The 21,681-nt window shown below is 57.0% G+C and carries 18 protein-coding genes and 1 pseudogene; 7 read left to right on the top strand and 12 right to left on the bottom strand.

The genetic code is table 11. From position 1 onward, the window contains the following. Positions 1–2 precede the first annotated feature (2 nt). Together rplM and zapE are read right to left on the bottom strand one after the other, a co-directional pair. Positions 3–431 (bottom strand): 50S ribosomal protein L13, encoded by a 429-nt coding sequence (rplM, locus tag K5I40_RS11005; RefSeq protein ID WP_024551131.1) that lies wholly within the window; start codon positions 429–431, stop codon positions 3–5. 338 nt (positions 432–769) lie between these two features. Then, positions 770–1,894, bottom strand: a complete 1,125-nt coding sequence (zapE, locus tag K5I40_RS11000) for a cell division protein ZapE (protein ID WP_223074538.1) — start codon at positions 1,892–1,894, stop codon at positions 770–772. A gap of 189 nt (positions 1,895–2,083) precedes the next feature. On the opposite strand from zapE, the gene zapG reads away from it, so the two are divergent. The 3 genes from zapG (at position 2,084) to degS (ending at position 5,173) form a co-directional block, all read left to right on the top strand. Next, positions 2,084–2,482: a Z-ring associated protein ZapG gene (zapG, locus tag K5I40_RS10995; RefSeq protein ID WP_039031604.1), complete on the top strand. Its 399-nt coding sequence runs from the start codon at positions 2,084–2,086 to the stop codon at positions 2,480–2,482. A gap of 170 nt (positions 2,483–2,652) precedes the next feature. Beyond that, positions 2,653–4,017 (top strand): serine endoprotease DegQ, encoded by a 1,365-nt coding sequence (gene degQ / locus K5I40_RS10990; protein ID WP_039031603.1) that lies wholly within the window; start codon positions 2,653–2,655, stop codon positions 4,015–4,017. 88 nt (positions 4,018–4,105) lie between these two features. Then, the gene (gene degS, locus K5I40_RS10985; RefSeq protein WP_039031831.1) at positions 4,106–5,173 is read left to right on the top strand and encodes an outer membrane-stress sensor serine endopeptidase DegS; all 1,068 of its coding nucleotides are present in this window, start codon (positions 4,106–4,108) and stop codon (positions 5,171–5,173) included. Between the two features lie 66 nt (positions 5,174–5,239). On the opposite strand, the gene mdh is transcribed toward degS, so the two are convergent. Continuing rightward, positions 5,240–6,178 carry a malate dehydrogenase gene (mdh, locus tag K5I40_RS10980; protein WP_039031602.1) on the bottom strand — a complete coding sequence of 313 codons (939 nt, stop codon included), beginning with the start codon at positions 6,176–6,178 and terminating at the stop codon, positions 5,240–5,242. A 404-nt stretch (positions 6,179–6,582) separates the two neighbouring features. On the opposite strand from mdh, the gene argR reads away from it, so the two are divergent. The 3 genes from argR (at position 6,583) to yhcN (K5I40_RS10965) (ending at position 8,070) form a co-directional block, all read left to right on the top strand. Then, a complete protein-coding gene (argR, locus tag K5I40_RS10975; protein ID WP_032614540.1) occupies positions 6,583–7,053 on the top strand; it encodes a transcriptional regulator ArgR in 471 nt (156 codons plus the stop codon). A 376-nt stretch (positions 7,054–7,429) separates the two neighbouring features. Next, the gene (yhcN, locus tag K5I40_RS10970; protein WP_039031600.1) at positions 7,430–7,693 is read left to right on the top strand and encodes a peroxide/acid stress response protein YhcN; all 264 of its coding nucleotides are present in this window, start codon (positions 7,430–7,432) and stop codon (positions 7,691–7,693) included. A 113-nt stretch (positions 7,694–7,806) separates the two neighbouring features. Further along, the gene (gene yhcN, locus K5I40_RS10965) at positions 7,807–8,070 is read left to right on the top strand and encodes a peroxide/acid stress response protein YhcN (RefSeq protein WP_039031599.1); all 264 of its coding nucleotides are present in this window, start codon (positions 7,807–7,809) and stop codon (positions 8,068–8,070) included. Between the two features lie 60 nt (positions 8,071–8,130). Here the strand turns inward: yhcN (K5I40_RS10965) and K5I40_RS10960 are convergent, their stop codons facing one another. The 5 genes and pseudogenes from K5I40_RS10960 to aaeX all read right to left on the bottom strand — a co-directional run bounded on the left by K5I40_RS10960 (position 8,131) and on the right by aaeX (position 13,103). Next, entirely contained in the window at positions 8,131–8,400 is a 270-nt protein-coding gene (locus K5I40_RS10960; RefSeq protein WP_039031598.1) for a barstar family protein, read from the bottom strand. 45 nt (positions 8,401–8,445) lie between these two features. Beyond that, entirely contained in the window at positions 8,446–9,900 is a 1,455-nt protein-coding gene (locus tag K5I40_RS10955) for an NAD-dependent succinate-semialdehyde dehydrogenase (protein ID WP_223074537.1), read from the bottom strand. 87 nt (positions 9,901–9,987) lie between these two features. Beyond that, positions 9,988–11,955, bottom strand: a complete 1,968-nt coding sequence (gene aaeB, locus K5I40_RS10950; protein WP_139563714.1) for a p-hydroxybenzoic acid efflux pump subunit AaeB — start codon at positions 11,953–11,955, stop codon at positions 9,988–9,990. A gap of 5 nt (positions 11,956–11,960) precedes the next feature. Beyond that, a pseudogene (aaeA, locus tag K5I40_RS10945) lies at positions 11,961–12,892 on the bottom strand (p-hydroxybenzoic acid efflux pump subunit AaeA). A gap of 7 nt (positions 12,893–12,899) precedes the next feature. Beyond that, on the bottom strand, positions 12,900–13,103 hold the full coding sequence (gene aaeX / locus K5I40_RS10940; RefSeq protein WP_072036688.1) for a p-hydroxybenzoic acid efflux pump operon protein AaeX: 204 nt from the start codon (positions 13,101–13,103) through the stop codon (positions 12,900–12,902). Positions 13,104–13,280: 177 nt separating this feature from the next. On the opposite strand from aaeX, the gene aaeR reads away from it, so the two are divergent. Beyond that, positions 13,281–14,204, top strand: coding sequence for an HTH-type transcriptional activator AaeR (aaeR, locus tag K5I40_RS10935; RefSeq protein ID WP_039030635.1), 924 nt, complete (start codon positions 13,281–13,283; stop codon positions 14,202–14,204). A gap of 49 nt (positions 14,205–14,253) precedes the next feature. Here the strand turns inward: aaeR and tldD are convergent, their stop codons facing one another. The 4 genes from tldD to K5I40_RS10915 all read right to left on the bottom strand — a co-directional run bounded on the left by tldD (position 14,254) and on the right by K5I40_RS10915 (position 21,678). After that, positions 14,254–15,699, bottom strand: a complete 1,446-nt coding sequence (gene tldD / locus K5I40_RS10930; protein WP_223074535.1) for a metalloprotease TldD — start codon at positions 15,697–15,699, stop codon at positions 14,254–14,256. Positions 15,700–15,785: 86 nt separating this feature from the next. After that, positions 15,786–19,583, bottom strand: coding sequence for an AsmA2 domain-containing protein YhdP (gene yhdP / locus K5I40_RS10925; RefSeq protein ID WP_223074534.1), 3,798 nt, complete (start codon positions 19,581–19,583; stop codon positions 15,786–15,788). 42 nt (positions 19,584–19,625) lie between these two features. Then, positions 19,626–21,095 (bottom strand): ribonuclease G, encoded by a 1,470-nt coding sequence (gene rng / locus K5I40_RS10920; RefSeq protein WP_039030638.1) that lies wholly within the window; start codon positions 21,093–21,095, stop codon positions 19,626–19,628. Continuing rightward, on the bottom strand, positions 21,085–21,678 hold the full coding sequence (locus tag K5I40_RS10915) for a nucleoside triphosphate pyrophosphatase (RefSeq protein ID WP_223074533.1): 594 nt from the start codon (positions 21,676–21,678) through the stop codon (positions 21,085–21,087). Before K5I40_RS10915 ends, rng begins: the two co-directional genes overlap by 11 nt. Positions 21,679–21,681: the final 3 nt, after the last annotated feature.

Raw genomic sequence — 21,681 nt, 5'->3', positions numbered from 1 at the left:
GATTAGATGTCAAGAACTTGCGGTTGCTGTGCCGCGTGGTTGTGCTCGTTACCTGCGTAAACTTTCAGTTTACGGTACATAGCACGACCCAGCGGGCCTTTTGGCAGCATGCCTTTAACCGCGATTTCAATCACACGCTCAGGACGGCGGGCAATCATCTCTTCAAAGGTCGCTTGTTTGATACCGCCGATGTGGCCGGTGTGGTGATAGTACACTTTGTCAGTACGCTTGTTGCCGGTTACAGCAACTTTGTCAGCGTTCAGAACGATGATGTAATCACCGGTATCGACGTGCGGAGTGTATTCCGCTTTGTGCTTACCGCGCAGGCGACGAGCCAGTTCGGTAGCCAGACGGCCCAGAGTTTTACCGGTCGCGTCAACAACATACCAGTCGCGTTTTACGGTTTCTGGTTTAGCTGTAAAAGTTTTCATTAAAAGCTTACCCAAATAAATAAGTTACACGTTGGTGAACACCCAAACGTTTAGTAGTTGAGGTTCACACGACATTGTCCAGCAAACCTACCCCTTCGAATAGCCTATGCCGGCGCAGAGAAAGTTTTGGGAAAAAAACCTTCTTGTAACGTGGGGTCGCAAGATTATAGAGAAGTCAGGGGTAAAGATCGACCCCTAATTGTGATTTGACGCGGGTTTTTCCGGGGTGTGGAAAGTGCGCTCTGGTGCCCTCACTCCCGGCCCCTCTCCCACGGTGAACAGTGCGGTCTGGTGCCCTCACCCCCAGCCCCTCTCCCACGGGGAGAGGGTGGCTATCTTTAGGGCATGTGTTCGCGCTTGAGGTACTCTTCGCTCTGCATCTCCTGCAGGCGTGACAGGCAGCGCTGGAACTCAAACTTCAGCCGCTCCCCCTGATAGATCTCATATAAAGGCACGGCGGCGCTCACCACCAACTTAACGTGGCGCTCGTAAAACTCATCCACCAGCGCGATAAAGCGTCGGGCTTCGCTCTCCATCAGCGTGGTCATCACCGGCACATGGAACAGCATTACCGTATGGAACAGGCGCGAGAGCGCAATGTAGTCGTGCTGGCTGCGGGCATCAACGCAGAGGGTATCAAACGACACGGCGAGGGTCTGGTTGACGACGCCCAGCGTTTGCAGCGGACGATGGTTTACCTCCAGCACCGGGGCGTCACCCCGTTCCGCACCGACCAGCGCCAGCCACAGTTTGTCCATCTGCTGCTGTGTCTCTTCATTTAACGGCGAAATCCACAGATGGGCCTGGGTCAGGGTACGCAGACGGTAGTCGACGCCAGCATCCACGTTCATGATGTCGCAATGCTCTTTAATCGCCGCGATAGCGGGCAGGAAACGGGCGCGTTGCAGGCCGTTTCGGTAGAGCTCATCCGGCGGAATGTTCGACGTCGCCACCAGGGTAATGCCCCGGGCAAACAGCGCTTTCATTAAGCCGCCCAGCAGCATGGCGTCGGTAATGTCCGAGACAAAAAACTCATCGAAGCACAGCACATCGGTTTCGGCTTTAAAGCGTTCGGCGACGATATCCAGCGGATCGCTCTGCCCCTGCAGAGCCGTCAGCTCCTCATGCACCCGCAGCATAAAGCGGTGAAAGTGCAGGCGCTGCTTACGCGTGCCGGGCAGGCTCTGATAAAACAGATCCATCAGCCAGGTTTTGCCGCGTCCGACGCCTCCCCACATATATAAGCCGCGTACCGGCGCCACACTCTGGAGCTCTTTCTTGCCCAGCAGTCGTCCAAATGCGGCTTTTAACCCCCCGGCAGGCGCGGCCTCAACCGGCTTTGTTGTCAGTGCATGCCAGATGCTGTCCAGACGACTTACCGCTTCACGCTGGACGTTATCTGGCTGATGGGTGCCCTCATTCAGGGCCTGTTGGTAACGCGATGTTGGGGAGAGGTTCTGCATGATGTTATTGTTATTCCTTCAATTAATACCCGTCAGACTGCGCAGTTGACGAAAAAAGGCCGTTCTACAGTACGCGATGATGCGGCGGGATTCCACTTCTAAGGAAATAGCGGTTATAGTGGCATAATCAGGCCCTGGCATGGAGCCGAGCCAACACCCTACGGAACCACAAGACAACGGGAGAAGTTCATGACCTGGGAATATGCGCTAATTGGTTTAGTCGTCGGCATCGCTATTGGCGCCGTGGCCATGCGTTTTGGAAATCGCAAACTGCGTCAGCAACAGGCGTTGCAGTACGAACTGGAAAAGAACAAAGCTGAGCTGGAAGAGTATCGTGAAGAGCTGGTAAGCCACTTTGCTCAGAGCGCCGAGTTGCTGGACAACATGGCGCATGATTACCGTCAGCTTTATCAGCACATGGCGAAAAGCTCCAGCAGCCTGTTGCCGGAGATGAGCGCGGAAAACAATCCGTTCCGCAACCGTCTGGCGGAATCCGAAGCCGGTAACGATCAGGCCCCGGTCCAGATGCCACGTGACTACTCCGAAGGTGCATCCGGCCTGCTGCGCGGTGGCGCAAAGCGCGAATAATCGCATATCGAAAATAAATTTTACGGGCGCAGCCCTTGCGCCCGTCCTTTCTTCCCGACCCCAGCTATTATTTAGTCAAACACCTCATTGTTCAGCGTTTTAAAATTCAATAACATCAGACTGTTTTAGGGCCGTTATTCCTTCATTCCAGGTTGCGAGAGCCAGCATAAATGAACAAGAAAAATCAGCTGTTGAGCGCGTTAGCATTGAGCATCGGATTATCCCTGTCGGCCTCTTATCCGCTGGCCGCCGCACTCCCTTCGCAGGTTCCGGGCGAGGCCGCGCTGCCGAGCCTGGCCCCGATGCTGGAAAAGGTCCTCCCCGCTGTGGTGAGCGTGCAGGTCGAAGGTACCGCCGTGCAGAGCCAGCGCATTCCGGAAGAGCTGAAAAAATATTTTGGCGACGAAGCCCCCGACCAGGCGCAGCCTTTTGAAGGGCTGGGCTCCGGCGTGGTGATTGACGCCGCCAAGGGCTATGTCCTGACCAATAACCACGTTATCAGCCATGCCGATAAAATCAGCGTGCAGATGAACGATGGCCGGGAGTTCGACGCCAAACTGATTGGCGGTGACGATCAGAGCGACATCGCATTGCTGCAGCTGCAGAATCCCACCGGCCTGACGCAAATCGCTATTGCTGACTCCGATAAACTGCGCGTGGGTGATTTCGCGGTGGCGGTAGGTAATCCCTTCGGCCTCGGCCAGACCGCCACGTCCGGCATCGTCTCTGCGCTGGGTCGCAGTGGTCTGAATCTCGAAGGGCTGGAAAACTTTATCCAGACCGACGCCTCCATTAACCGGGGCAACTCCGGCGGCGCGCTGCTGAATCTCAACGGCGAGCTGATTGGTATTAACACCGCGATCCTCGCCCCTGGCGGCGGCAGCGTCGGGATTGGCTTTGCCATCCCCAGCAATATGGCCCGTACCCTGGCACAGCAGCTGATTGAGTTTGGCGAAGTGAAGCGCGGCCTGCTGGGTATTAAAGGCACGGAAATGAGCGCCGATATCGCCAAAGCGTTCAACCTGAACGTGCAGCGCGGCGCCTTCGTCAGCGAAGTGCTGCCGAATTCCGGCTCTGCAAAAGCGGGCGTGAAATCCGGGGACGTCATCGTCAGCCTGAACGATAAACCGCTGAGCAGCTTTGCCGAACTGCGCTCGCGTATCGCCACCACCGAGCCTGGCGCCACGGTTAAGCTCGGCATTTTACGTGACGGGAAACCGCTGGATCTGCAGGTCACGCTGGATAAAAGCACCTCGTCATCGGCCAGCGCAGAGATGATTGCTCCGGCGCTGCAGGGGGCGACCTTGAGTGACGGGCAGTTAAAAGACGGCACCAAAGGCATCACCCTTGATAGCGTCGAGAAGAGCAGCCCTGCCGCACAGGCGGGTCTGCATGAGAATGATGTGATTATTGGGGTGAACCGCGTTCGCGTGCAGTCTATCGCCGAAATGCGCAAAGTGCTGGAAACTAAACCGACCGTTATCGCCCTGCAGATCGTGCGCGGCAACGACACGCTCTATATCTTGCTGCGTTAAGCCTGTACCTGTCCGGACATCACCCCGTGTGATGTCCGGATAAGTCATGTTATGCTGCTTGCGTTCTCCCTTTAACGACGCCCGTATCATGGTTTTGAAGCTAATTCGTTCGGTCGCCATCGGCCTGGTTGTAGGTGGCCTGTTACTGGCCGCAATGCCCTCTTTACGTCAGTTCAATCAGCTGGCTGCGCCGCAGTTCGACAGCGCTGATGAAACGCCTGCCAGCTACAATCAGGCAGTACGCCGCGCCGCCCCTGCGGTGGTCAACGTTTATAACCGTGGGCTGAACAGCACAAGCCATAACCAGCTGGAGATCCGCACCCTGGGCTCCGGGGTGATCATGGATGAACGCGGCTACATTATTACCAACAAACATGTCATCAACGATGCCGACCAGATCATCGTTGCGCTGCAGGATGGCCGCGTCTTTGAAGCCCTGCTCGTTGGTTCAGACAGCCTGACGGATCTGGCAGTCCTCAAAATCAACGCCACGGGCGGTCTGCCGGTTATCCCCATCAATCGTAAACGGACGCCGCATATCGGCGACGTGGTGCTGGCGATTGGTAACCCCTATAACCTCGGGCAGACCATTACCCAGGGGATTATCAGCGCCACCGGGCGTATCGGCCTGAACCCTTCCGGACGTCAGAACTTCCTGCAAACCGATGCCTCCATCAACCACGGCAACTCCGGCGGCGCGCTGGTGAACTCGCTGGGCGAACTGATGGGCATCAACACCCTGTCGTTTGATAAAAGCAACGACGGCGAAACTCCCGAAGGTATCGGCTTCGCGATCCCGTTCCAGTTGGCCAACAAGATTATGGACAAGCTGATTCGTGACGGGCGCGTGATCCGCGGCTACATTGGCATCGGCGGGCGTGAGATTGCTCCGCTGCACGCTCAGGGTGGCGGCATCGATCAGATTCAGGGGATTGTGGTGAACGAAGTCACCTCCGGCGGCCCGGCGGCAGAAGCAGGCATTAAGGTCAACGATGTGATCGTCTCGGTGAACGGTAAACCGGCGCTGTCGGCGCTGGAAACCATGGACCAGGTGGCGGAGATCAGGCCTGGCTCAATCATCCCGGTGGAAGTGATGCGTGATGATAAGAAACTGACCCTGCAGGTGACCATTCAGGAATACCCGGCCACCAACTGAGTCAGCAGGCATAAAAAACCGGAGCATCGACTCCGGTTTTTTATTGCCCCGAGGGGAGAGCGTCGCTTATTTGTTAACGAACTCTTCGCCCAGAACGATATCGTTCTTCAGGGTATCCAGCATGCCGGCCATCGCCTGCTGTTCAAACGCGCTCAGGGTGCCGATAGATTTACGCTCTTCGATACCGTTTTTACCCAGCAGCAGCGGCTGAGAGAAGAAGCGTGCGTGCTCGCCGTCACCTTCAACATACGCGCATTCCACCACGCCTTGCTCGCCCTGCAGGGCGCGTACCAGAGACAGACCGAAACGTGCCGCAGCCTGGCCCATAGACAGGGTTGCAGAACCGCCACCCGCCTTCGCTTCCACCACTTCGGTGCCGGCGTTCTGGATACGTTTGGTCAGGTCAGCCACTTCCTGCTCGGTGAAGCTCACGCCTGGGATCTGGGACAGCAGTGGCAGAATGGTCACGCCAGAGTGGCCGCCGATAACCGGCACGTCGAGTTCGGTTGGCTGCTTGCCTTTCAGTTCCGCAACAAAGGTGTTGGAGCGGATGATGTCCAGCGTGGTCACGCCAAACAGTTTGTTCTTGTCATACACGCCCGCTTTTTTCAGCACTTCTGCCGCGATAGCAACGGTGGTGTTAACCGGGTTAGTGATGATACCGATGCAGGCTTTCGGGCAGGTTGTCGCTACCTGCTGAATCAGGTTCTTAACGATACCCGCGTTCACGTTGAACAGGTCGGAACGATCCATACCTGGCTTACGCGCAACGCCTGCGGAGATCAGCACAACGTCCGCGCCTTCGAGGGCCGGGCGAGCATCTTCACCGGAGAAGCCTTTGATTTTGACAGCCGTAGGGATGTGGCTGAGGTCAACCGCCACACCTGGGGTTACCGGGGCGATATCATACAGAGAGAGTTCTGAGCCTGCAGGCAGCTGAGTTTTCAGTAGTAGGGCAAGCGCCTGGCCGATACCGCCAGCAGCGCCGAGGACTGCGACTTTCATCCTAAACTCCTTATTATGGTGAGCTAACTTTCTGTTACTCCGTCGCGGCGACCTTAATTCAGCAGATCAATAATTACAATCGTGGTGTTCTAAGAATTAGCGGTCACGCGCTTTTCGCATCTGCCGCAAGGCTATCGGGCGTTATGCGGTGACTAAGCAACGAATCAAGAGGTGGTTACAATACACCCTCGCAAGCCACCAAAACAACATCAATTTGATAACATTTAATTTACTTTTAAGCTTATTTGCGAGGCGTGACGCAGGCATGTTCCTTGATAACGAATTTTGATAAAATCACTCCCTTTCATAACATTATTTCAGCCTAAGATTGGGCAGATAATTTGCATAAAAATTCATCCATGTGCATAATAATGTTGTTTCTACCGCTATATTTCGGGTGATTTATGCGAATCTCTTCTAAACAAGAAGAATTGGTTAAAGCGTTCAAAGCGCTGCTTAAAGAAGAAAAATTTAGTTCTCAGGGTGAGATCGTCCAGGCCCTGCAGGAAGAGGGTTTCGAAAACATCAACCAGTCGAAAGTCTCCCGCATGTTAACCAAATTCGGCGCGGTGCGTACCCGCAACGCCAAAATGGAGATGGTCTACTGTCTGCCTGCCGAACTGGGGGTGCCGACAACCTCGAGCCCGCTGAAGAACCTGGTGCTGGACATCGACTATAACGATGCCGTGGTGGTGATCCACACCAGCCCGGGTGCGGCTCAACTGATTGCCCGCCTGCTCGACTCGCTGGGTAAAGCGGAAGGTATCCTCGGCACCATCGCCGGTGACGATACTATCTTCACCACCCCGGCCAACGGTTTCTCGGTGAAAGATCTCTACGAAGCCATCCTGGTGCTGTTCGAACAGGAACTCTGATCCCCTTCCCTGCTGCCGTCGCGGCGGGGAATCTTCTGCTCCCGCCTCGTTCACCCCTACAATCTGTTATCTGCAATTTAACAAATAGTGCGATTTTCTGCCCAAATACATTCACTCAGTGAATGATAAAACGCAAAATCGCACGAATAATCAAAGCAGCGTATCCCATTAATTTAATTAAAAATAATGGCCATACCCCCGCTTAAACCCCGTTTTTTTATTCCCTGTAGTTATAAAAATGCTTTTGCTTAATACGTGATTACACAAGAAACAATTAGCATGGTATTAATTTTTGCCGTTATTAGTGTATACTTGATTTTGTGATGAGGGTCACGAAACGAAGACCCCAGTAAAGAATATGACGAGGAAAAGAATCATGAAAATCAAAACTACCGTAGCCACGCTAAGCATTCTGTCTGTTCTCTCTTTCGGTGCCTTTGCCGCCGATTCAATCAACGCCGATCAGGCTCAGTCTCGTGAATCTATCGGTACCGTTTCAATCGGTGCAATCGGTACTTCGCCGATGGACATGAACCAGATGCTGAACAAAAAAGCCCAGGAGCAGGGTGCCTCTTCCTACCGCGTGATCGAAGCGCGTACCGGTGACCACTGGCATGCGACTGCTGAGCTGTACAAATAAGTTTTACCAGGCACGACCCGAACTACCCGATATCTCTGTTCAACGGCACCAGGCATAAAAATAGCAGCACAACCCTTCTCGCCGTTGAGCTTGCCCTGTAAGGAGTAAAGACTATGAACACTAAATTAATCATCGCCGCAGGTTTCGCTTCCGTTCTCTCATTTGGTGCCAGCGCAGCTGTACATCAGGTGAATGCCGATCAGGCACAAAGCCTGCAACCAATGGGAAGCATCTCTGTAGGTGCAGTTGCTGGTTCTCCGATGGATGTCCGTGAGGCACTGGCAGCAAAAGCTGAAAAAGCGGGCGCCAGCAGCTACCGCGTTACCGAACTGAACACCGGCGACCACTGGCATGCGACCGCCGAGCTGTACAAATAAACCCTCGTCGTATTGATTTACGACTTGCCCCTGCTTCGCAGGGGCTTTTTTATGCCTGCACTAACGTACGTTAAAGCGAATCTGCCCTTCCAGCTCCTCTTCCGCCTCATCAAACAACAGGATCAGCGCGCCAAAACGCCTGCGCAGCTTTTCCGGCAAATGGATAAATTCGATTTCAAGCGGTAGCGGTAACTGGCTGCTGGTGACGATGTCCCACAGGGAGTCCAGATCCGTCACGCTCTCCTGTCCCATGCCAAAGGCTCGTGAAAATTCACGGTAGAAGTCTTCCTGACTGTCGATTTCATCAAAATCAAACGTATAGATATTCATTGCCAGCCACCCCGTCCAGGTGGGCGGCTTAAGCCGCCCTGTCGATTATAATCCCCCGATATGCAGGGTTTTCACTTCCAGGAACTCCTCCAGTCCCAGTACTGACCCTTCGCGACCCAGCCCCGACTCTTTCACCCCGCCAAAAGGCCCAAGCTCTGTAGAAACCGCGCATTCGTTAATCCCAATCATGCCGCTCTCAATGGCCTGCGACACGCGGAACACCCGCTGCAAATTCTGGGTATAGAAATAGGCGGCCAGGCCATAGGGCGTATTGTTGGCGCGCTGGATCACCTCCTCTTCCGAGGTAAAGCGGAAGCAGGCCGCCACGGGCCCAAAGGTCTCTTCGCTGGCAAGTGCCATCCCTTCATGGCAATCCCCCAGTACCGTTGGCTGCCAGAAGTTTCCACCCAGGGAATGAGCCTTGCCGCCCGCCAGCACCGTCGCCCCTTTGGCAACCGCGTCCTCAACGTGCTCGCGCACTTTTTTCACCGCGGAAGCTTCAATCAGCGGCCCGACAACGGTGCCCTCTTCCAGGCCATCACCGACTTTTAAGTCGTTTACGGCGGCGGCGAGTTTGCTGACGAACTCGTCGTACACCGACTCCTGAATATAGAAGCGGTTAACGCTGACGCAGACCTGGCCCGCATTGCGAAACTTGTTGGCAATCGCTCCTTTCACCGCAGCATCAATGTCGGCATCCTCAAAGACGATATAGGGTGCGTTGCCGCCCAGCTCCATCGACACTTTTTTCATGGTTTCTGCGGCATTGCGCATCAGGGTTTTGCCGACCGCCGTCGAGCCGGTAAAGGAGATTTTGCGCAGCTCAGGGCTAGACATGATCGCATCGCTTATCTCAGCGGTATTGCCCGCCACTGCGTTAAGCACGCCGTCCGGTACGCCCGCTTTTTTAGCCAGCGTCAGCAGCGCAAAGGCGCTCAGCGGCGTGTTGTTGGCCGGTTTTATTACGCCGGTACAGCCAGCAGCCAGGGCCGGGCCCAGCTTGCGGGTCAGCATCGCCATGGGGAAATTCCACGGCGTGATGGCCGCCACGACGCCAATCGGTTCGCGGGTGGCAAGAATGCGGGAGCCGGGTTTAACCGGTGGGATGATTTCGCCGTTGGCGCGTTTGGCCTCCTCGGCAAACCACTGGATAAAGCTCGCCGCGTACTCCACTTCCCCTTCCGCCTCTTTCAGCGGTTTGCCCTGCTCGGTGGTCATCAGCTGGCCAAGCCACTGCTTGTTTTCAATGATGAGTTCATACCAGCGATAGAGGATGGCCGACCGCTCTTTTGCGGTTCTGGCACGCCAGGCCGGGAAAGCACGGCTCGCGGCGGCGATAGCCTCTTCGGTCTCTTTTTTACCTGCTTTTGCCACCTGGGCGATCGCCGCCCCGGTAGCCGGGTTAAGTACATCGAATGTTGTATCGAGCGTTTTCCATACGCCATCGACTAAATATCCGGTCTGAAATAGCGCACTGTCCTGTAGAGCCTGGGTAGTCATGTATCCTCCCAATCCGGGTTTAAGTACTTGCCCGAATAAGTATAGCCATAAAAAAACCGACGCTTATGGCGTCGGTTTTCAGGAGGATCAGCTGTCGGTGAGGGCATTCTGGTAGCGATGGAGCATGCCCACCAGCCGCTGCACCGGTTCGGTCACCTGTCGCGGCGCCTCCCAGATGCGCAGTTTTTCCTGGTAGATCTCCAGTTCGCCCAACAGCTGGGTAAAGTAGCGTCGGCGCTTGTCGTCGCTGGAGGCGGATATCACATGATCCGCAGTACGTCGCAGCTGGCGGTGGAACGCCGAGAGATCGTCATTCACCGGGATCGGGGCATTGCGCAGACGCTGGTGAGCGATGATCAGCGTCAGGGCCAGGCGGAATTTGGCGATATCCCCCGGGAACTTGGTCAGCAGTAAAAAGAGCTGCTGGTAGAGCGCAGGCAGGTGGTTCTCTTTGCGCCGGGCGGTATTGGTCGTCATCGCCGAGACGGCAGCAGATACAAACTGGTTCAGCAGCACGCGTCCGGTTCTGGCCTGCGAGTTATCGCGCACCAGCAGGATCACCATCATCGCCAGGAAGCAGCCGACAATCTGCCCCAGCGCGCTGTCGAGAAACTGGCTGAAATGGAAGGTCATCGGGTTATCCAGCACCAGAATATTGATGGTGCTGGCCAGCGCCCCCAGCGAACCCAGGCGGCGCTTCTGTACCTCGATACCAATAAAGAAGGCCATCACGGCAAGACTGATACAGAGCAGCAGCATGCTTTGCTGGGTCGACGGAAGAACCACCAGGAAATAGAAGGCGCCAAGCGGCAGCGCTGCCAGAGTGCCGTACAGGAAATCGAGCGCCACCATCCGGGGATTTGGCAGACGCATCGCCAGCGAAGTCACCACCGCAATCATCACCATCGCGCCGCTGCCGGAGGTCCAGCCGGTCCACAGCCAGAACAATGTTCCGAGCATACAGGCGAGCGTAGTCCGCCAGAAGTTCACCATCGCATGGTGACGTTCTGCCGACTCGGCCTTAACCACCACTTCCCCCTGCAGCACCTCCTCTTCGGTGGCGCTGATTTTGGTATTGCCGATCACCCCACGTTTGAGCAGCAGGTAGCGCGTCGCCGCCCCGACCCAGGTATAGATGGTCACCGGGGTGTCGCGCTCGCCGGTCCAGGCGATGACCCGGCGCATACGTTTGAGCTGTTTATGCACGTCCTGAACGGTGGTGACGGGGACGGCAAACTGCTCCCGGAAGGTATCGGTGATCGCCTCCGGGCGCGTGTTCTGGATCAGGTAGGTTTCGCAGGCCTGGGTGATCAGCGTTAAGGAGACGGTATTGAGCGCCTTCAGGCGGCGGTTAGCCCGCGACCAGCGGGACGACTCCATATTGAGGTTGCTGCGCATCCCTTCCAGGGCGGTGGTACGACGCACCAGCGCGCTCCAGGCGTTATCCACCTCTTCACTGTCGCCGTGCTTAATGCACAGCTGCATGAGCTGATACTGGGCGACGATCAGCGCGTCCAGTTCGCGATCCACCTCCTGTTTGATCGAGCGCGGGGAGAACAGCAGATCCGCCACGATCGCACAGACGATCCCCATGACGATCTCGCTGCAGCGCTCCACGGCAAACTGCGGCGCCAGCAGAGGGTTGGTCTGGATGGTGATAATAATGATCAGCGCCGTATAGCCGGAAAGGCCCCAGGCGTAGGAGTTCTCTACCCGCACCAGGGAGGAGATCCAGGTACAAAAGCCGGCCCAGATACAGCACACCATCAGCATCAGCAGCGGGGTGCGGATCATCAGGATGACGATAGTCAGCGCGGCGATACAGCCGATAAAGGTGCCGACGATACGCAGCATCCCGCGATAGCGAATCGCGCCGGAGTAAGGTTCCCCCCCCGCCGCAAACGCCGGGCCCGCGGCGACAATCGCCGCCGTCAGCACCGCCCAGCGGGGCGTTTCCAGCTGAAAGTGGAACCCGACAAACAGCGCCAGCACGATGGCGAAGGCCAGCTTAACCGCAAAGCGCAGGTGCTGGTTGGCGATGGAGAAGATACCCATGGCGATTAACCAAACTCACGCAGGCGGTGGGCAATTTTGCGGAACAGCGAGTCGTGGCTGGCATCCCGGTCTTTCTCACCGGTGATCACCACCGTTGCCGTTGTCCCCGCAGGCCACAGGTCACCCTGCTGTTCATCCAGACGAATGCGTACCGGCACGCGCTGGGCCAGACGTACCCACTCCAGATTGGAATCGACCGTCGCCATCCCCTTGCTGTCGCGGGTGGCGCTGGAGTTGGTCACCCCTGCCGACACGCTGTCGACGGTGCCTTTCAGCATCCGGTTGCTGCCAAGGGGGGTGATCTCCGCCCGGTAACCCGGACGAACGTTTTCCAGCTTGGTCTCTTCCATATAGGCAAGCACATAGAAAGAGTGCTGTTTGACCAGCGCCACGGCGGTGGAGCCGCGGGTAATAAATTCGCCGGTGTAGACGTTAAGGTTGGTCACCCAGCCGTCGGACGGTGCGCGGATCACGGTACGCTCGAGATCGAGCTTCGCCAGATCGCGGGTCGCTTCGGCTTTCGCCTGTTGATGCAGAACGGTTTGCAGCACGTTGTTGGACTGGTCGATCTCCTCCCGGGACATCGCCTGCACCCCCAGCTTATTACGGCGTCCGGCTTCACGACGCTTTTCCGCCGCCAGCGCCTGGTAGTAGGAGACGTCCGCTTCGGCCTGTTCCAGCGCTTTCTGGTAACGTGGCTGGTCGATGGTGAACAGCACCTGATCTTTTTGACCAGCTGGTTGTCATGCACGTTAACGGCGGTGATCAGCCCCGCCACGTCCGGGGCGATGGCCACGATGTCGGCGCTAAAGCGCGCGTCACGCGTCCACGGCGACTCGGTGTAATAGACCCACGCGCGGAAAATAGCGATGAACGCGAGGATGACCAGTGCCAGCGTAATGGCGGTACGGGAGATTTTTCTTGTTAGTGTTTTCACATCTACCTCAAACAAACATGCGCGATACAAGATAGAACAGGCAGCAATAGAGCGCGGAATTGAACAATGCAGGGTGCCAGACGAAATCATAGATCCCGGTTGGAGCCAGCACCTTTCGCACCAGCCAAAAAATTGCCAGTGATAAAAGTAGTTCGAAGAATATCGGTGGGAACGACAATCCGAACACCACGATAACGGGAAACAGACTCATGTTGACCTTGATTAGAGCGAGCAGGCGAAAGAATTATTCAGCGTACGGCACCGCAGAAGTGGCCAGAAAAGCCGGGCGAGAGTGGCGTAGCTATAATGTATTAATAATATATTAACGTAACTGTTATGCTGTTATCTATCATATGTGATCTAAATCACTTTTAACTCAGAGTGAATAATGGAACGTCTAAAACGGATGTCAGTTTTTGCCAAAGTCGTTGAGCTGGGCTCCTTTACCGCCGCGGCGAGGCAACTACAGATGAGCGTATCGTCGATCAGCCAGACCGTTGCCAAACTGGAAGATGACCTCCAGGTGAAGCTGCTCAACCGCAGCACCCGCAGCCTCGGCCTGACGGAAGCCGGCAAAATTTATTACCAGGGCTGTCGGCGAATGTTGTATGAAGCCCAGTCGGTGCATGAGCAACTCTACGCCTTCAACAACACCCCCATCGGCACGCTGCGCATCGGCTGCTCTTCAACTATGGCACAAAATGTCCTGGCCGAAATGACCGCCGATATGTTGCAGGAGTATCCGGGGCTGACGGTGAATCTGGTCACCGGCATTCCCGCCCCGGATCTGATTGCCGACGGGCTGGACGTGGTGATCCGCGTAGGTGCCCTGCAGGACTCCAGCCTCTTTTCACGTCGTCTGGGCAGTATGCCGATGGTGGTGTGCGCGGCGAAAAAGTACCTCGCCAGAGCGGGAAGCCCGGAGAAACCGGCGGATCTCAGCAATCACGCCTGGCTGGAGTACAGCGTGCGCCCGGATAACGAGTTTGAACTGGTCGCGCCGGAAGGGCTCTCGACCAAACTGCTGCCGCAGGGGCGCTTTGTGACCAACGATCCGATGACCATCTCCCGCTGGCTGGTGGCCGGGGCCGGGATCGCCTATGTGCCGTTGATGTGGGTGATCAACGAGATCAACAGCGGTGAGCTGGAGATCCTCTTCCCGCGCTATCAGTCGGATCCGCGTCCGGTGTATGCGGTCTACACCGAAAAGGACAAACTGCCGCTGAAGGTGCAGGTCTGTATTAACTATCTGACGGACTATTTTGTGAAGGTGGCAGCGCTGTTTCAGGAGATGCGGGGAAGGAAGGAGTAACGCCTAACAATCCCCTCTCCCTTTAAGGGAGAGGGTTAGGGTGATAAATTTACGCGGTACCGCCGACGGTCAGGTTATCCACCTTCAGGGTTGGCTGGCCGACACCCACCGGCAGGCTCTGCCCCTCTTTACCGCAGACACCGACCCCGTTGTCCAGCTTCAGGTCGTTTCCGACCATCGAGATCTGCTGCATCGCTTCGATACCGGAGCCAATCAGGGTGGCACCTTTCACCGCTTTGGTCACTTTGCCCTTCTCGATCAGATAGGCTTCTGAAGTCGAGAAGACAAATTTACCGGAGGTGATATCTACCTGGCCACCGCCGAAGTTCGGCGCATAGATCCCGTACTCAACGGATTCGATAATTTCCTGCGGCGTGGATTTGCCCGCCAGCATGTAGGTGTTGGTCATACGCGGCATCGGCAGGTGCGCGTAAGATTCGCGACGGCCATTACCGGTTGGCGCAACGCCCATCAGGCGCGCATTCATTTTGTCCTGCATGTAGCCTTTCAGGATGCCGTTTTCGATTAGCACGTTGTACTGACCCGGGGTGCCTTCATCATCGATGGAGATCGAGCCACGACGATCGATCATCGTCCCGTCATCCACCACGGTGCAGAGCTCAGAAGCAACCAGCTCCCCAACCTGACCGCTGAATACGGAGGTTCCGCGACGGTTGAAGTCACCTTCCAGACCGTGGCCGACCGCTTCGTGCAGCAGCACGCCAGGCCAGCCCGCGCCCAGCACCACCGGCAGCGTACCCGCAGGTGCCGCGACGGCAGAAAGGTTCACCAGCGCCATACGCACTGCCTCTTTCGCCCAGGCGTCGGCACGCACATCACCGTCCACCGGGTTCAGGAACCATTCGTAACCGAAACGTCCGCCGCCGCCGCTGGAGCCGCGCTCGCGTTTGCCGTCCTCTTCCACCAGCACGCTGACGGAGAGACGCACCAGCGGACGCACGTCGGCGGCCAGAGTGCCGTCCGTCGCCGCCACCAGGATCAGCTCGTACACGCCGCTCAGGCTGGCAGAGACTTCCTGCACGCGCTTGTCTTCCGCGCGGGCCACTTTGTCCACCCGACGCAGGATATCCAGCTTCTCTTCACGGCTCATACCTTGAAGCGGATCGACGCTGGTATAGAGCGCGGAGTGCTGCACTTCGCCCAGGGTTTTCACCCGGCCATCGCCGTGATCGCGCACGATGGTGCGGGCCGCCTGGGCGCTTTGCTCCAGGGCAGTCAGGCTGATCTGGTCCGCATAGGCAAAACCGGTTTTCTCGCCGCTGACGGCACGCACGCCGACGCCCTGGTCGATGTTGTAAGAGCCATCTTTAATGATGCTGTCTTCTAAAACCCAGGATTCGTGATAGCTCGACTGAAAGTAGAGATCGCCGTAGTCGAGACGGCGTTCGGTCAGTTGACCAAGAATGGAAAACAGGTCCTGATGGCTCAGGCCGTTCGCTGCCAGCAGATGTTCACTTACCAGGTTCAGACTCATCGTTTTGCTACTCGTTCGTTGCCGTCCACAGGACGTATCTAAGATCTTATCTATTGAGAGTGAGGCAATTAATTGCCCGCGTCAAATCATTGCTGTGCATCTTTGCGTGGCTGACGCAGCACTTCATTAATCTGTGGTTTATCCACCGGCCCGGTGATGTGATAGCGCAGAATGGAGACTTTGCTCCACAGCGGCCCCAGCACTTTACTGGCGGCAAATACCGCCGCGCCGACAATCGGGTTAACGGCAAAGGCCGCCGCCACGCCCACGGTCGCGGAAATTTCCGGTGCCACCACGGCTTCCATATCCAGTTCACGCCGCACCAGATTGACGGAGCCTTTCATGGCGATATCCGCTTCCAGCCCGTCAACCAGCGTGTCGTCGGTGTGCAGCACCCCGTCTTTGATCCACGCGGTGCTGCGAATAGAGTCGAAGTAGAAGCCTTCATTAAAGGTATCGCTGAAGTCAAAGCGCAGCTTGCGCAGCAGGGCGTCGAAACTGAGTAAACGCAGCAGCTGCCCGGCATGGCCGGTGCTGAGATCGGCAATTTCACCTTTACCCAGCCGCGCTTTCAGAATGCCGTTCAGCGATGCTTCGTCAGGCTTCCAGGGCATGTCGCGCCAGTGCAGATCGTAATCGACGTCAAACGATGAGCCGCGAACCGGAGTGGCGATGCCAAAATAGTTTGCGGCGGCATCCAGCTTGTTACCCTTGATTTGCCCCTTCAGGGAGGTGCGCTGCTCGCGGGCGCCGTTCACCCACTCGCCGTTAGCGGTCAGGCGTCCGAAGCCGGTATCAATCAGCCCGCCCGCCAGGGTCAGGGTATCGCCCTTGATGGTGAAATCGCCATTAATACGGCCATACTTCTGGCCCCACAGCCAGCACTCGGCACAGCGCAGCTGTAAGTCAGGCCAGCCGCTAAAATTCATCCGCGTAGTGCTGGCTAACGGTGAAACGTTATTGCCCTTTCCGCCCGTGACGGTGGCCGGGTTGTAATAGAGATAGCGGATATCTGCCTGCCACGGCGCGGTATCACGCATCAGCAGGCTGGCGTTGATCTCCCGCCCCTGGGCCTCGACCTTTGAACCGTTGATGGTGGGCTGCGAGACAATGCTCAGGTTGTTCCACTGCTGGCCACCCAGCGTCAGGGCTGGCGTGCGTACCGTGATGTGCTGCGGGAACTGCGCCGCATCATCCACATTTTCTCCTACTCCGCTCTGGAAAAGCGCCAGCCATTCTGCTCCGTCCAGCGGCGGGAGATTCAGCTCCACGCCCGCCTGCTCCGGCAGCGGCGGCAGGGTGCGGCTGTCGGTGGTCCAGATAGCCCTATCCAGCGTCAGCTTGCGGTTCAGCAGCCAGCGGCTGTTAAAGTGATTATCCCCACCGGCATTGCCGGTGAGGGTAAAGCTGTTGAGATCCCCGTCGACGTTCAGCTTCACCGGCAGCGGCTCGCCCGCGCTCTTGTTCAGCGGTGAAGGCAGATCGCTGCTGACGCTCTTCAGGTCGCTACTGATATCCACCCTGTAATGCGCGCTGCCACGGTAAGGCAGATCGATCGCCACCTTGCCGTTCCAGGGCACGCGACCTTCAAGGGACTGGCTGACCACTTTTGGCAGCACATCCATTCGCGCAGGCTGCCAGCTGGCATCCATATTGACCGCCACCTGGTAGGCTTTCTCACCTTCGGTGGTGGAGAAATCGATATTCACCGGCTGGCTGAACCAGTTTGCGGTCAGCGGCCCGCTTTTCAGATCGCCATTCACGAAGCTGAACTGGCCGGTCAGATTTTTCAGCGTGCTGTCCAGCGGCTTGATGAACAGGCTGTTGTTTTTCAGCCTGACGTCACCTTTGGCGGTGGTCATGGTGCCGTCAAACGGGATATCCAGATGTAAGCGAGCATTCACATCGCCATCTAACTGAAGCTGCTGGAGGGTAGCGCCCAGCGAATCATCCAGCGGCGTCTCTTCGAAGTACGGCCCGACGGCTTTTCCGGGCCCGTTAATATCGGCGTCGATCAGCAGTTTTTCTTTTGAATAGTCGGGGATCACCGCGGTCAGATTGCTGGCCTTCACGCCGCCCAGCGCCACACCGTCGGTTTTCATCCACAAGCCGTCGTTGATGAAGTTGAGCTCAATATCAAGGTTTTTCAGCGCCGGCCAGTCGGGCTGGAAGGCATAGGTGGCGTTGCGTAACGGCACCAGCACCTGGAACTGACCTTCGTTGTGCTTATAGGGGAACAGATGGGGATTGCCGCCATAGGCCAGGGTCGCGCTGTCCGCCTGCCCGCCCTGAATGGCGCCGCTCAGGTAATCCACCAGCGCTTTGCCCATCAGGTTTTCAGGAAAATAGCGCCAGGCCTGAGAACCGTCGTCGGTGCTGATGCCCGCCAGGATCCCCAGCCAGGGTTCATCGCCCGCCGGCTGCAGATAGCGGAAATCCCCCCGGGCGTGCACCGCTTTGGCCTTCACGTCGATGTCGCGCCCGTCGAGCTGGAAGCCTTTCTCGTTTTTAAGCCAGTGAAGGGTCGCCGTGCCTTTTTCGATCTCCAGCGGCGCGCGGAAGACGGTTTCATACGGCATTTTTGCATCGTTAATGTGGGCCACCAGACGGCCATCTTCCATGCTGCCTTCCAGCGTGCCGCTGAAGTGCTCGGCACCCGGCAGCATCTCCCACTGCTTCCAGGCGAGATCGGTCCAGGCGATGTTGAAGCGGGTCTTTTCCGTGGCCTGCAGCGGAATATCCAGCGCCAGAGCATTGATTGCCCCCACCGGCTGGGTGGCCTGCCAGACGTCGCCCAGCGCCGGAGAGAGTTTCGCCGCAATGGTCCGCAGCCCGTCGAGGCCGGATAGCTCCAGATTGCTGGCGCGAATGCGCAGCTCATCGCTGCGTTTGCTGTTGGTCCCGCCCACGTCCTGCTCAGGGATCCAGGCCAGCGACAGCGCTCCGCGCGGCCATGCCTTATCGTCCAGGGTAATACGGGTATCCGGAATGGCGAACTGCCAGCCCTCTTTCTCGCGGGTTACGTGGGCGGTGAGGTTATCAACAGAGAGCTCATGCTGACGCGTTTTGCCCGGCCAGGTGGCGCCGCCCTGCTTCAGCCAGAGATCCCCGCTGGCGATCTGACCGTTAGTGAGTGTCATCCAGCCTTCAATACTAAAGCGCGCGGTTTCGAGCTGCATATTCTGCTGCAGCCAGTCTCCCAGCCAGGGTTTGACGTCCACGTCATCGGCCTGCATCCACACTTTGCCGTTATTCAGCAGACCATTATCGTCACGCAGATCCATGCGCACCTGCATCACGCCGTGCTGACCGTTCAGGCTGGAGAGGCTGACCTGTCCTTCAGCACGATGGCGCTCTTTGCCGTTAAGCCAGGTTAACTGGGGGATCGCCAGCTCGGCGCGCTGCCCTGAGAGGGTAATAAAGCTAATTTTGCTGTCACGTAGATCGAAATGATCGAACTGGCGCAGAAAAAGATCGCTGACACGGCTTGCTTCGAAGCCCTCACCCTGTTCGTTGCTGCGCAACGGGGAATTGGTCAGAAACTGCAGCTGATAGAAGGTGAGATCGCGAAACTGCCAGCGCAGGTGCAGCAGGCTTTGCCACACGTCCAGCGCCAGGGTCAAACGACTGATTTTAAGGTGGCCGCCGTCTTTCAGCTGCGCGTCAATGTCGCGCACTTCCAGCGTCGGGCCAAAATTCTGCCAGCTCGCGTCAAGCTGGCCTGCCGTAATGGGTAAGCCGGTTGCGGACTCTATCTTCGCCAGCAGCTGCGGGCGCCAGTTGTCCAGATGCGGCAATGCGAGACGCAGCCCGCTTACGAGCAACGCGACAATCACTATCAGCGTTGCCCCTGTAAGCAGTAAAATCCCCGGCAGTCGCCTCACGCCTCTCTCCTTGTCAGCCGTTTTCTCGCAGCACGCTGCGTGTTACATCATCACCACGTCAAACTGCTCCGGGTTATAGAGCGGTTCGATTTGCACTTTCACCTGTTTGCCGACAAAGATTTCCACTTCCGCAAGGGCGTGTGACTCTTCCCCTTTCAGGGCTTCCGCCACCGAAGGAGAAGCATAGACCAGGAAACGGTCGGAGTCGTAGGCGTGATGAACGCGGACGATCTCACGCATGATCTCATAGCAGACCGTTTCAACCGTCTTCACCGTGCCGCGGCCATGGCAGGTCGGGCATTCGTTGCACAGTACATGCTCCACGCTTTCGCGGGTGCGCTTGCGGGTCATTTCCACCAGCCCAAGCTGGGAGAAGCCGTTGATGCTGGTTTTGACGCGATCTTTACTCAGCGCCTGCTCCAGGGAATGCAGCACGCGGCGGCGGTGGTCTTCGTTACTCATATCGATAAAGTCGATGATGATGATGCCACCCAGATTGCGCAGACGAAGCTGACGCGCAATGGCCTGCGTCGCTTCAATATTGGTGTTAAAAATGGTGTCGTCCAGATTGCGATGCCCGACAAACGCCCCGGTATTGATATCCACGGTGGTCATCGCTTCGGTCTGGTCGATAATCAGATAGCCGCCGGATTTGAGTTCGACCTTACGCTCCAGCGCGCGCTGGATTTCGTTCTCGACGTCATACAGATCGAAAATCGGCTGGCGTCCGGTGTAGTGCTCCAGCAGGCCCGGCATTTCAGGAATGTACTCGGCGGTAAACTCGAGCAACGCGTCATAGGTCAGACGGGAGTCGACGCGGATACGGTCCAGTTGGGCATCGGCGAAGTCGCGCAGCACACGCTGGGCCAGCGCCAGCTCGCCGTACAGCTGATAGCGCGTCTGGTTGCGTTTTTTACGCTCCATCACTTTGGTCCAGACGCGTTTCAGGTAGGCGGCATCCGAGGCCAGATCTTCTTCGCTGATCCCCTCTGCGGCGGTGCGAATAATAAAGCCGCCCTGCTCGTCGCAGTAAGCGCCCACCACCTTTTTCAGCCGCTCGCGCTCGCTTTCGCTCTCGATACGCTGAGACACGCCCACGTGAGAGGCGCCAGGCATAAAGACCAGATAACGGGAGGGTAAGGTGATGTCGGTGGTCAGACGCGCGCCTTTGGTACCCAGCGGATCTTTCACCACCTGCACCATCAGATCCTGGCCCTGACGCACCAGCTCGGAGATATCACGAACGGTGAACTGCTTTTGCTCTTCTCCTGCCACGCACTCGGTGTGCGGCATGATATCCGAGGCGTGCAGGAAGGCCGCTTTATCGAGTCCAATATCTACAAATGCCGCCTGCATACCCGGTAGTACACGACTGACACGACCTTTGTAGATATTGCCTACTATTCCGCGTCGCGCTTCACGCTCAATATGGATTTCCTGAAGAATGCCGCCATCAATGTAGGCCACACGGGTTTCCGAGGGCGTTACGTTTACCAACAATTCAGCCGTCATAATTATCCCTTCCCTCACGCAGTGAGTTAAAATTGCTCAGCAACTCATACGTTTCCACCAGCGGTAAGCCGACTACGGCGTGATAGCTGCCATTGATCTTCCTGACAAAACAGCCACCCAACCCTTGAATACCGTATGCACCTGCTTTATCCATAGGTTCACCGCTGGCGATATAACCGGCGATATCCTCATCAGTGAGTACTCTGAACGTGACCTCAGTGACAACCAGGCAGTCGAGCACATGCTGACTGTCTGCCAGCGCGACGGCGGTCATCACCTGATGCGTTTGCCCGGACAATTTGCGCAGCATCCTGAACGCATGCTCGCTGTCGTGCGGTTTCTCGAGGACTTCACCGTTAAGGATCACGATGGTATCTGCGCCCAGCACCGGTAAATCACGCGGCACCTGCGCCACGCCTGCCAGGGCCTTCTCCCGCGCCAGGCGGGAAACATACTGCTGAGCACTTTCGCCCTCGGCACGTTTCTCTTCAATGCCGGTAACGATGCGTTCAAAAGATACCCCTAACTGTGTCAGGAGTTCCTGACGGCGTGGGGAGCCGGAAGCGAGATACAAAGACGTCATAGA

This window comes from Leclercia sp. LTM14 (genome assembly GCF_023736175.1).
GTDB classification, from domain to species: domain Bacteria; phylum Pseudomonadota; class Gammaproteobacteria; order Enterobacterales; family Enterobacteriaceae; genus Enterobacter; species Enterobacter barmai.
The sequence above is the reverse complement of the archived record's forward strand: the minus strand, read 5'-3'. Positions and strand labels throughout refer to the sequence as shown.

What these genes read in the sequence shown, in the direction of transcription:
- rplM (WP_024551131.1), bottom strand. Translation starts at nt 431, where the DNA reads ATGAAAACTTTTACAGCTAAACCAGAAACCGTAAAACGCGACTGGTAT.
- zapE (WP_223074538.1), bottom strand. Translation starts at nt 1,894, where the DNA reads ATGCAGAACCTCTCCCCAACATCGCGTTACCAACAGGCCCTGAATGAG.
- zapG (WP_039031604.1), top strand. Translation starts at nt 2,084, where the DNA reads ATGACCTGGGAATATGCGCTAATTGGTTTAGTCGTCGGCATCGCTATT.
- degQ (WP_039031603.1), top strand. Translation starts at nt 2,653, where the DNA reads ATGAACAAGAAAAATCAGCTGTTGAGCGCGTTAGCATTGAGCATCGGA.
- degS (WP_039031831.1), top strand. Translation starts at nt 4,106, where the DNA reads ATGGTTTTGAAGCTAATTCGTTCGGTCGCCATCGGCCTGGTTGTAGGT.
- mdh (WP_039031602.1), bottom strand. Translation starts at nt 6,178, where the DNA reads ATGAAAGTCGCAGTCCTCGGCGCTGCTGGCGGTATCGGCCAGGCGCTT.
- argR (WP_032614540.1), top strand. Translation starts at nt 6,583, where the DNA reads ATGCGAATCTCTTCTAAACAAGAAGAATTGGTTAAAGCGTTCAAAGCG.
- yhcN (WP_039031600.1), top strand. Translation starts at nt 7,430, where the DNA reads ATGAAAATCAAAACTACCGTAGCCACGCTAAGCATTCTGTCTGTTCTC.
- yhcN (WP_039031599.1), top strand. Translation starts at nt 7,807, where the DNA reads ATGAACACTAAATTAATCATCGCCGCAGGTTTCGCTTCCGTTCTCTCA.
- K5I40_RS10960 (WP_039031598.1), bottom strand. Translation starts at nt 8,400, where the DNA reads ATGAATATCTATACGTTTGATTTTGATGAAATCGACAGTCAGGAAGAC.
- K5I40_RS10955 (WP_223074537.1), bottom strand. Translation starts at nt 9,900, where the DNA reads ATGACTACCCAGGCTCTACAGGACAGTGCGCTATTTCAGACCGGATAT.
- aaeB (WP_139563714.1), bottom strand. Translation starts at nt 11,955, where the DNA reads ATGGGTATCTTCTCCATCGCCAACCAGCACCTGCGCTTTGCGGTTAAG.
- aaeX (WP_072036688.1), bottom strand. Translation starts at nt 13,103, where the DNA reads ATGAGTCTGTTTCCCGTTATCGTGGTGTTCGGATTGTCGTTCCCACCG.
- aaeR (WP_039030635.1), top strand. Translation starts at nt 13,281, where the DNA reads ATGGAACGTCTAAAACGGATGTCAGTTTTTGCCAAAGTCGTTGAGCTG.
- tldD (WP_223074535.1), bottom strand. Translation starts at nt 15,699, where the DNA reads ATGAGTCTGAACCTGGTAAGTGAACATCTGCTGGCAGCGAACGGCCTG.
- rng (WP_039030638.1), bottom strand. Translation starts at nt 21,095, where the DNA reads ATGACGGCTGAATTGTTGGTAAACGTAACGCCCTCGGAAACCCGTGTG.
- K5I40_RS10915 (WP_223074533.1), bottom strand. Translation starts at nt 21,678, where the DNA reads ATGACGTCTTTGTATCTCGCTTCCGGCTCCCCACGCCGTCAGGAACTC.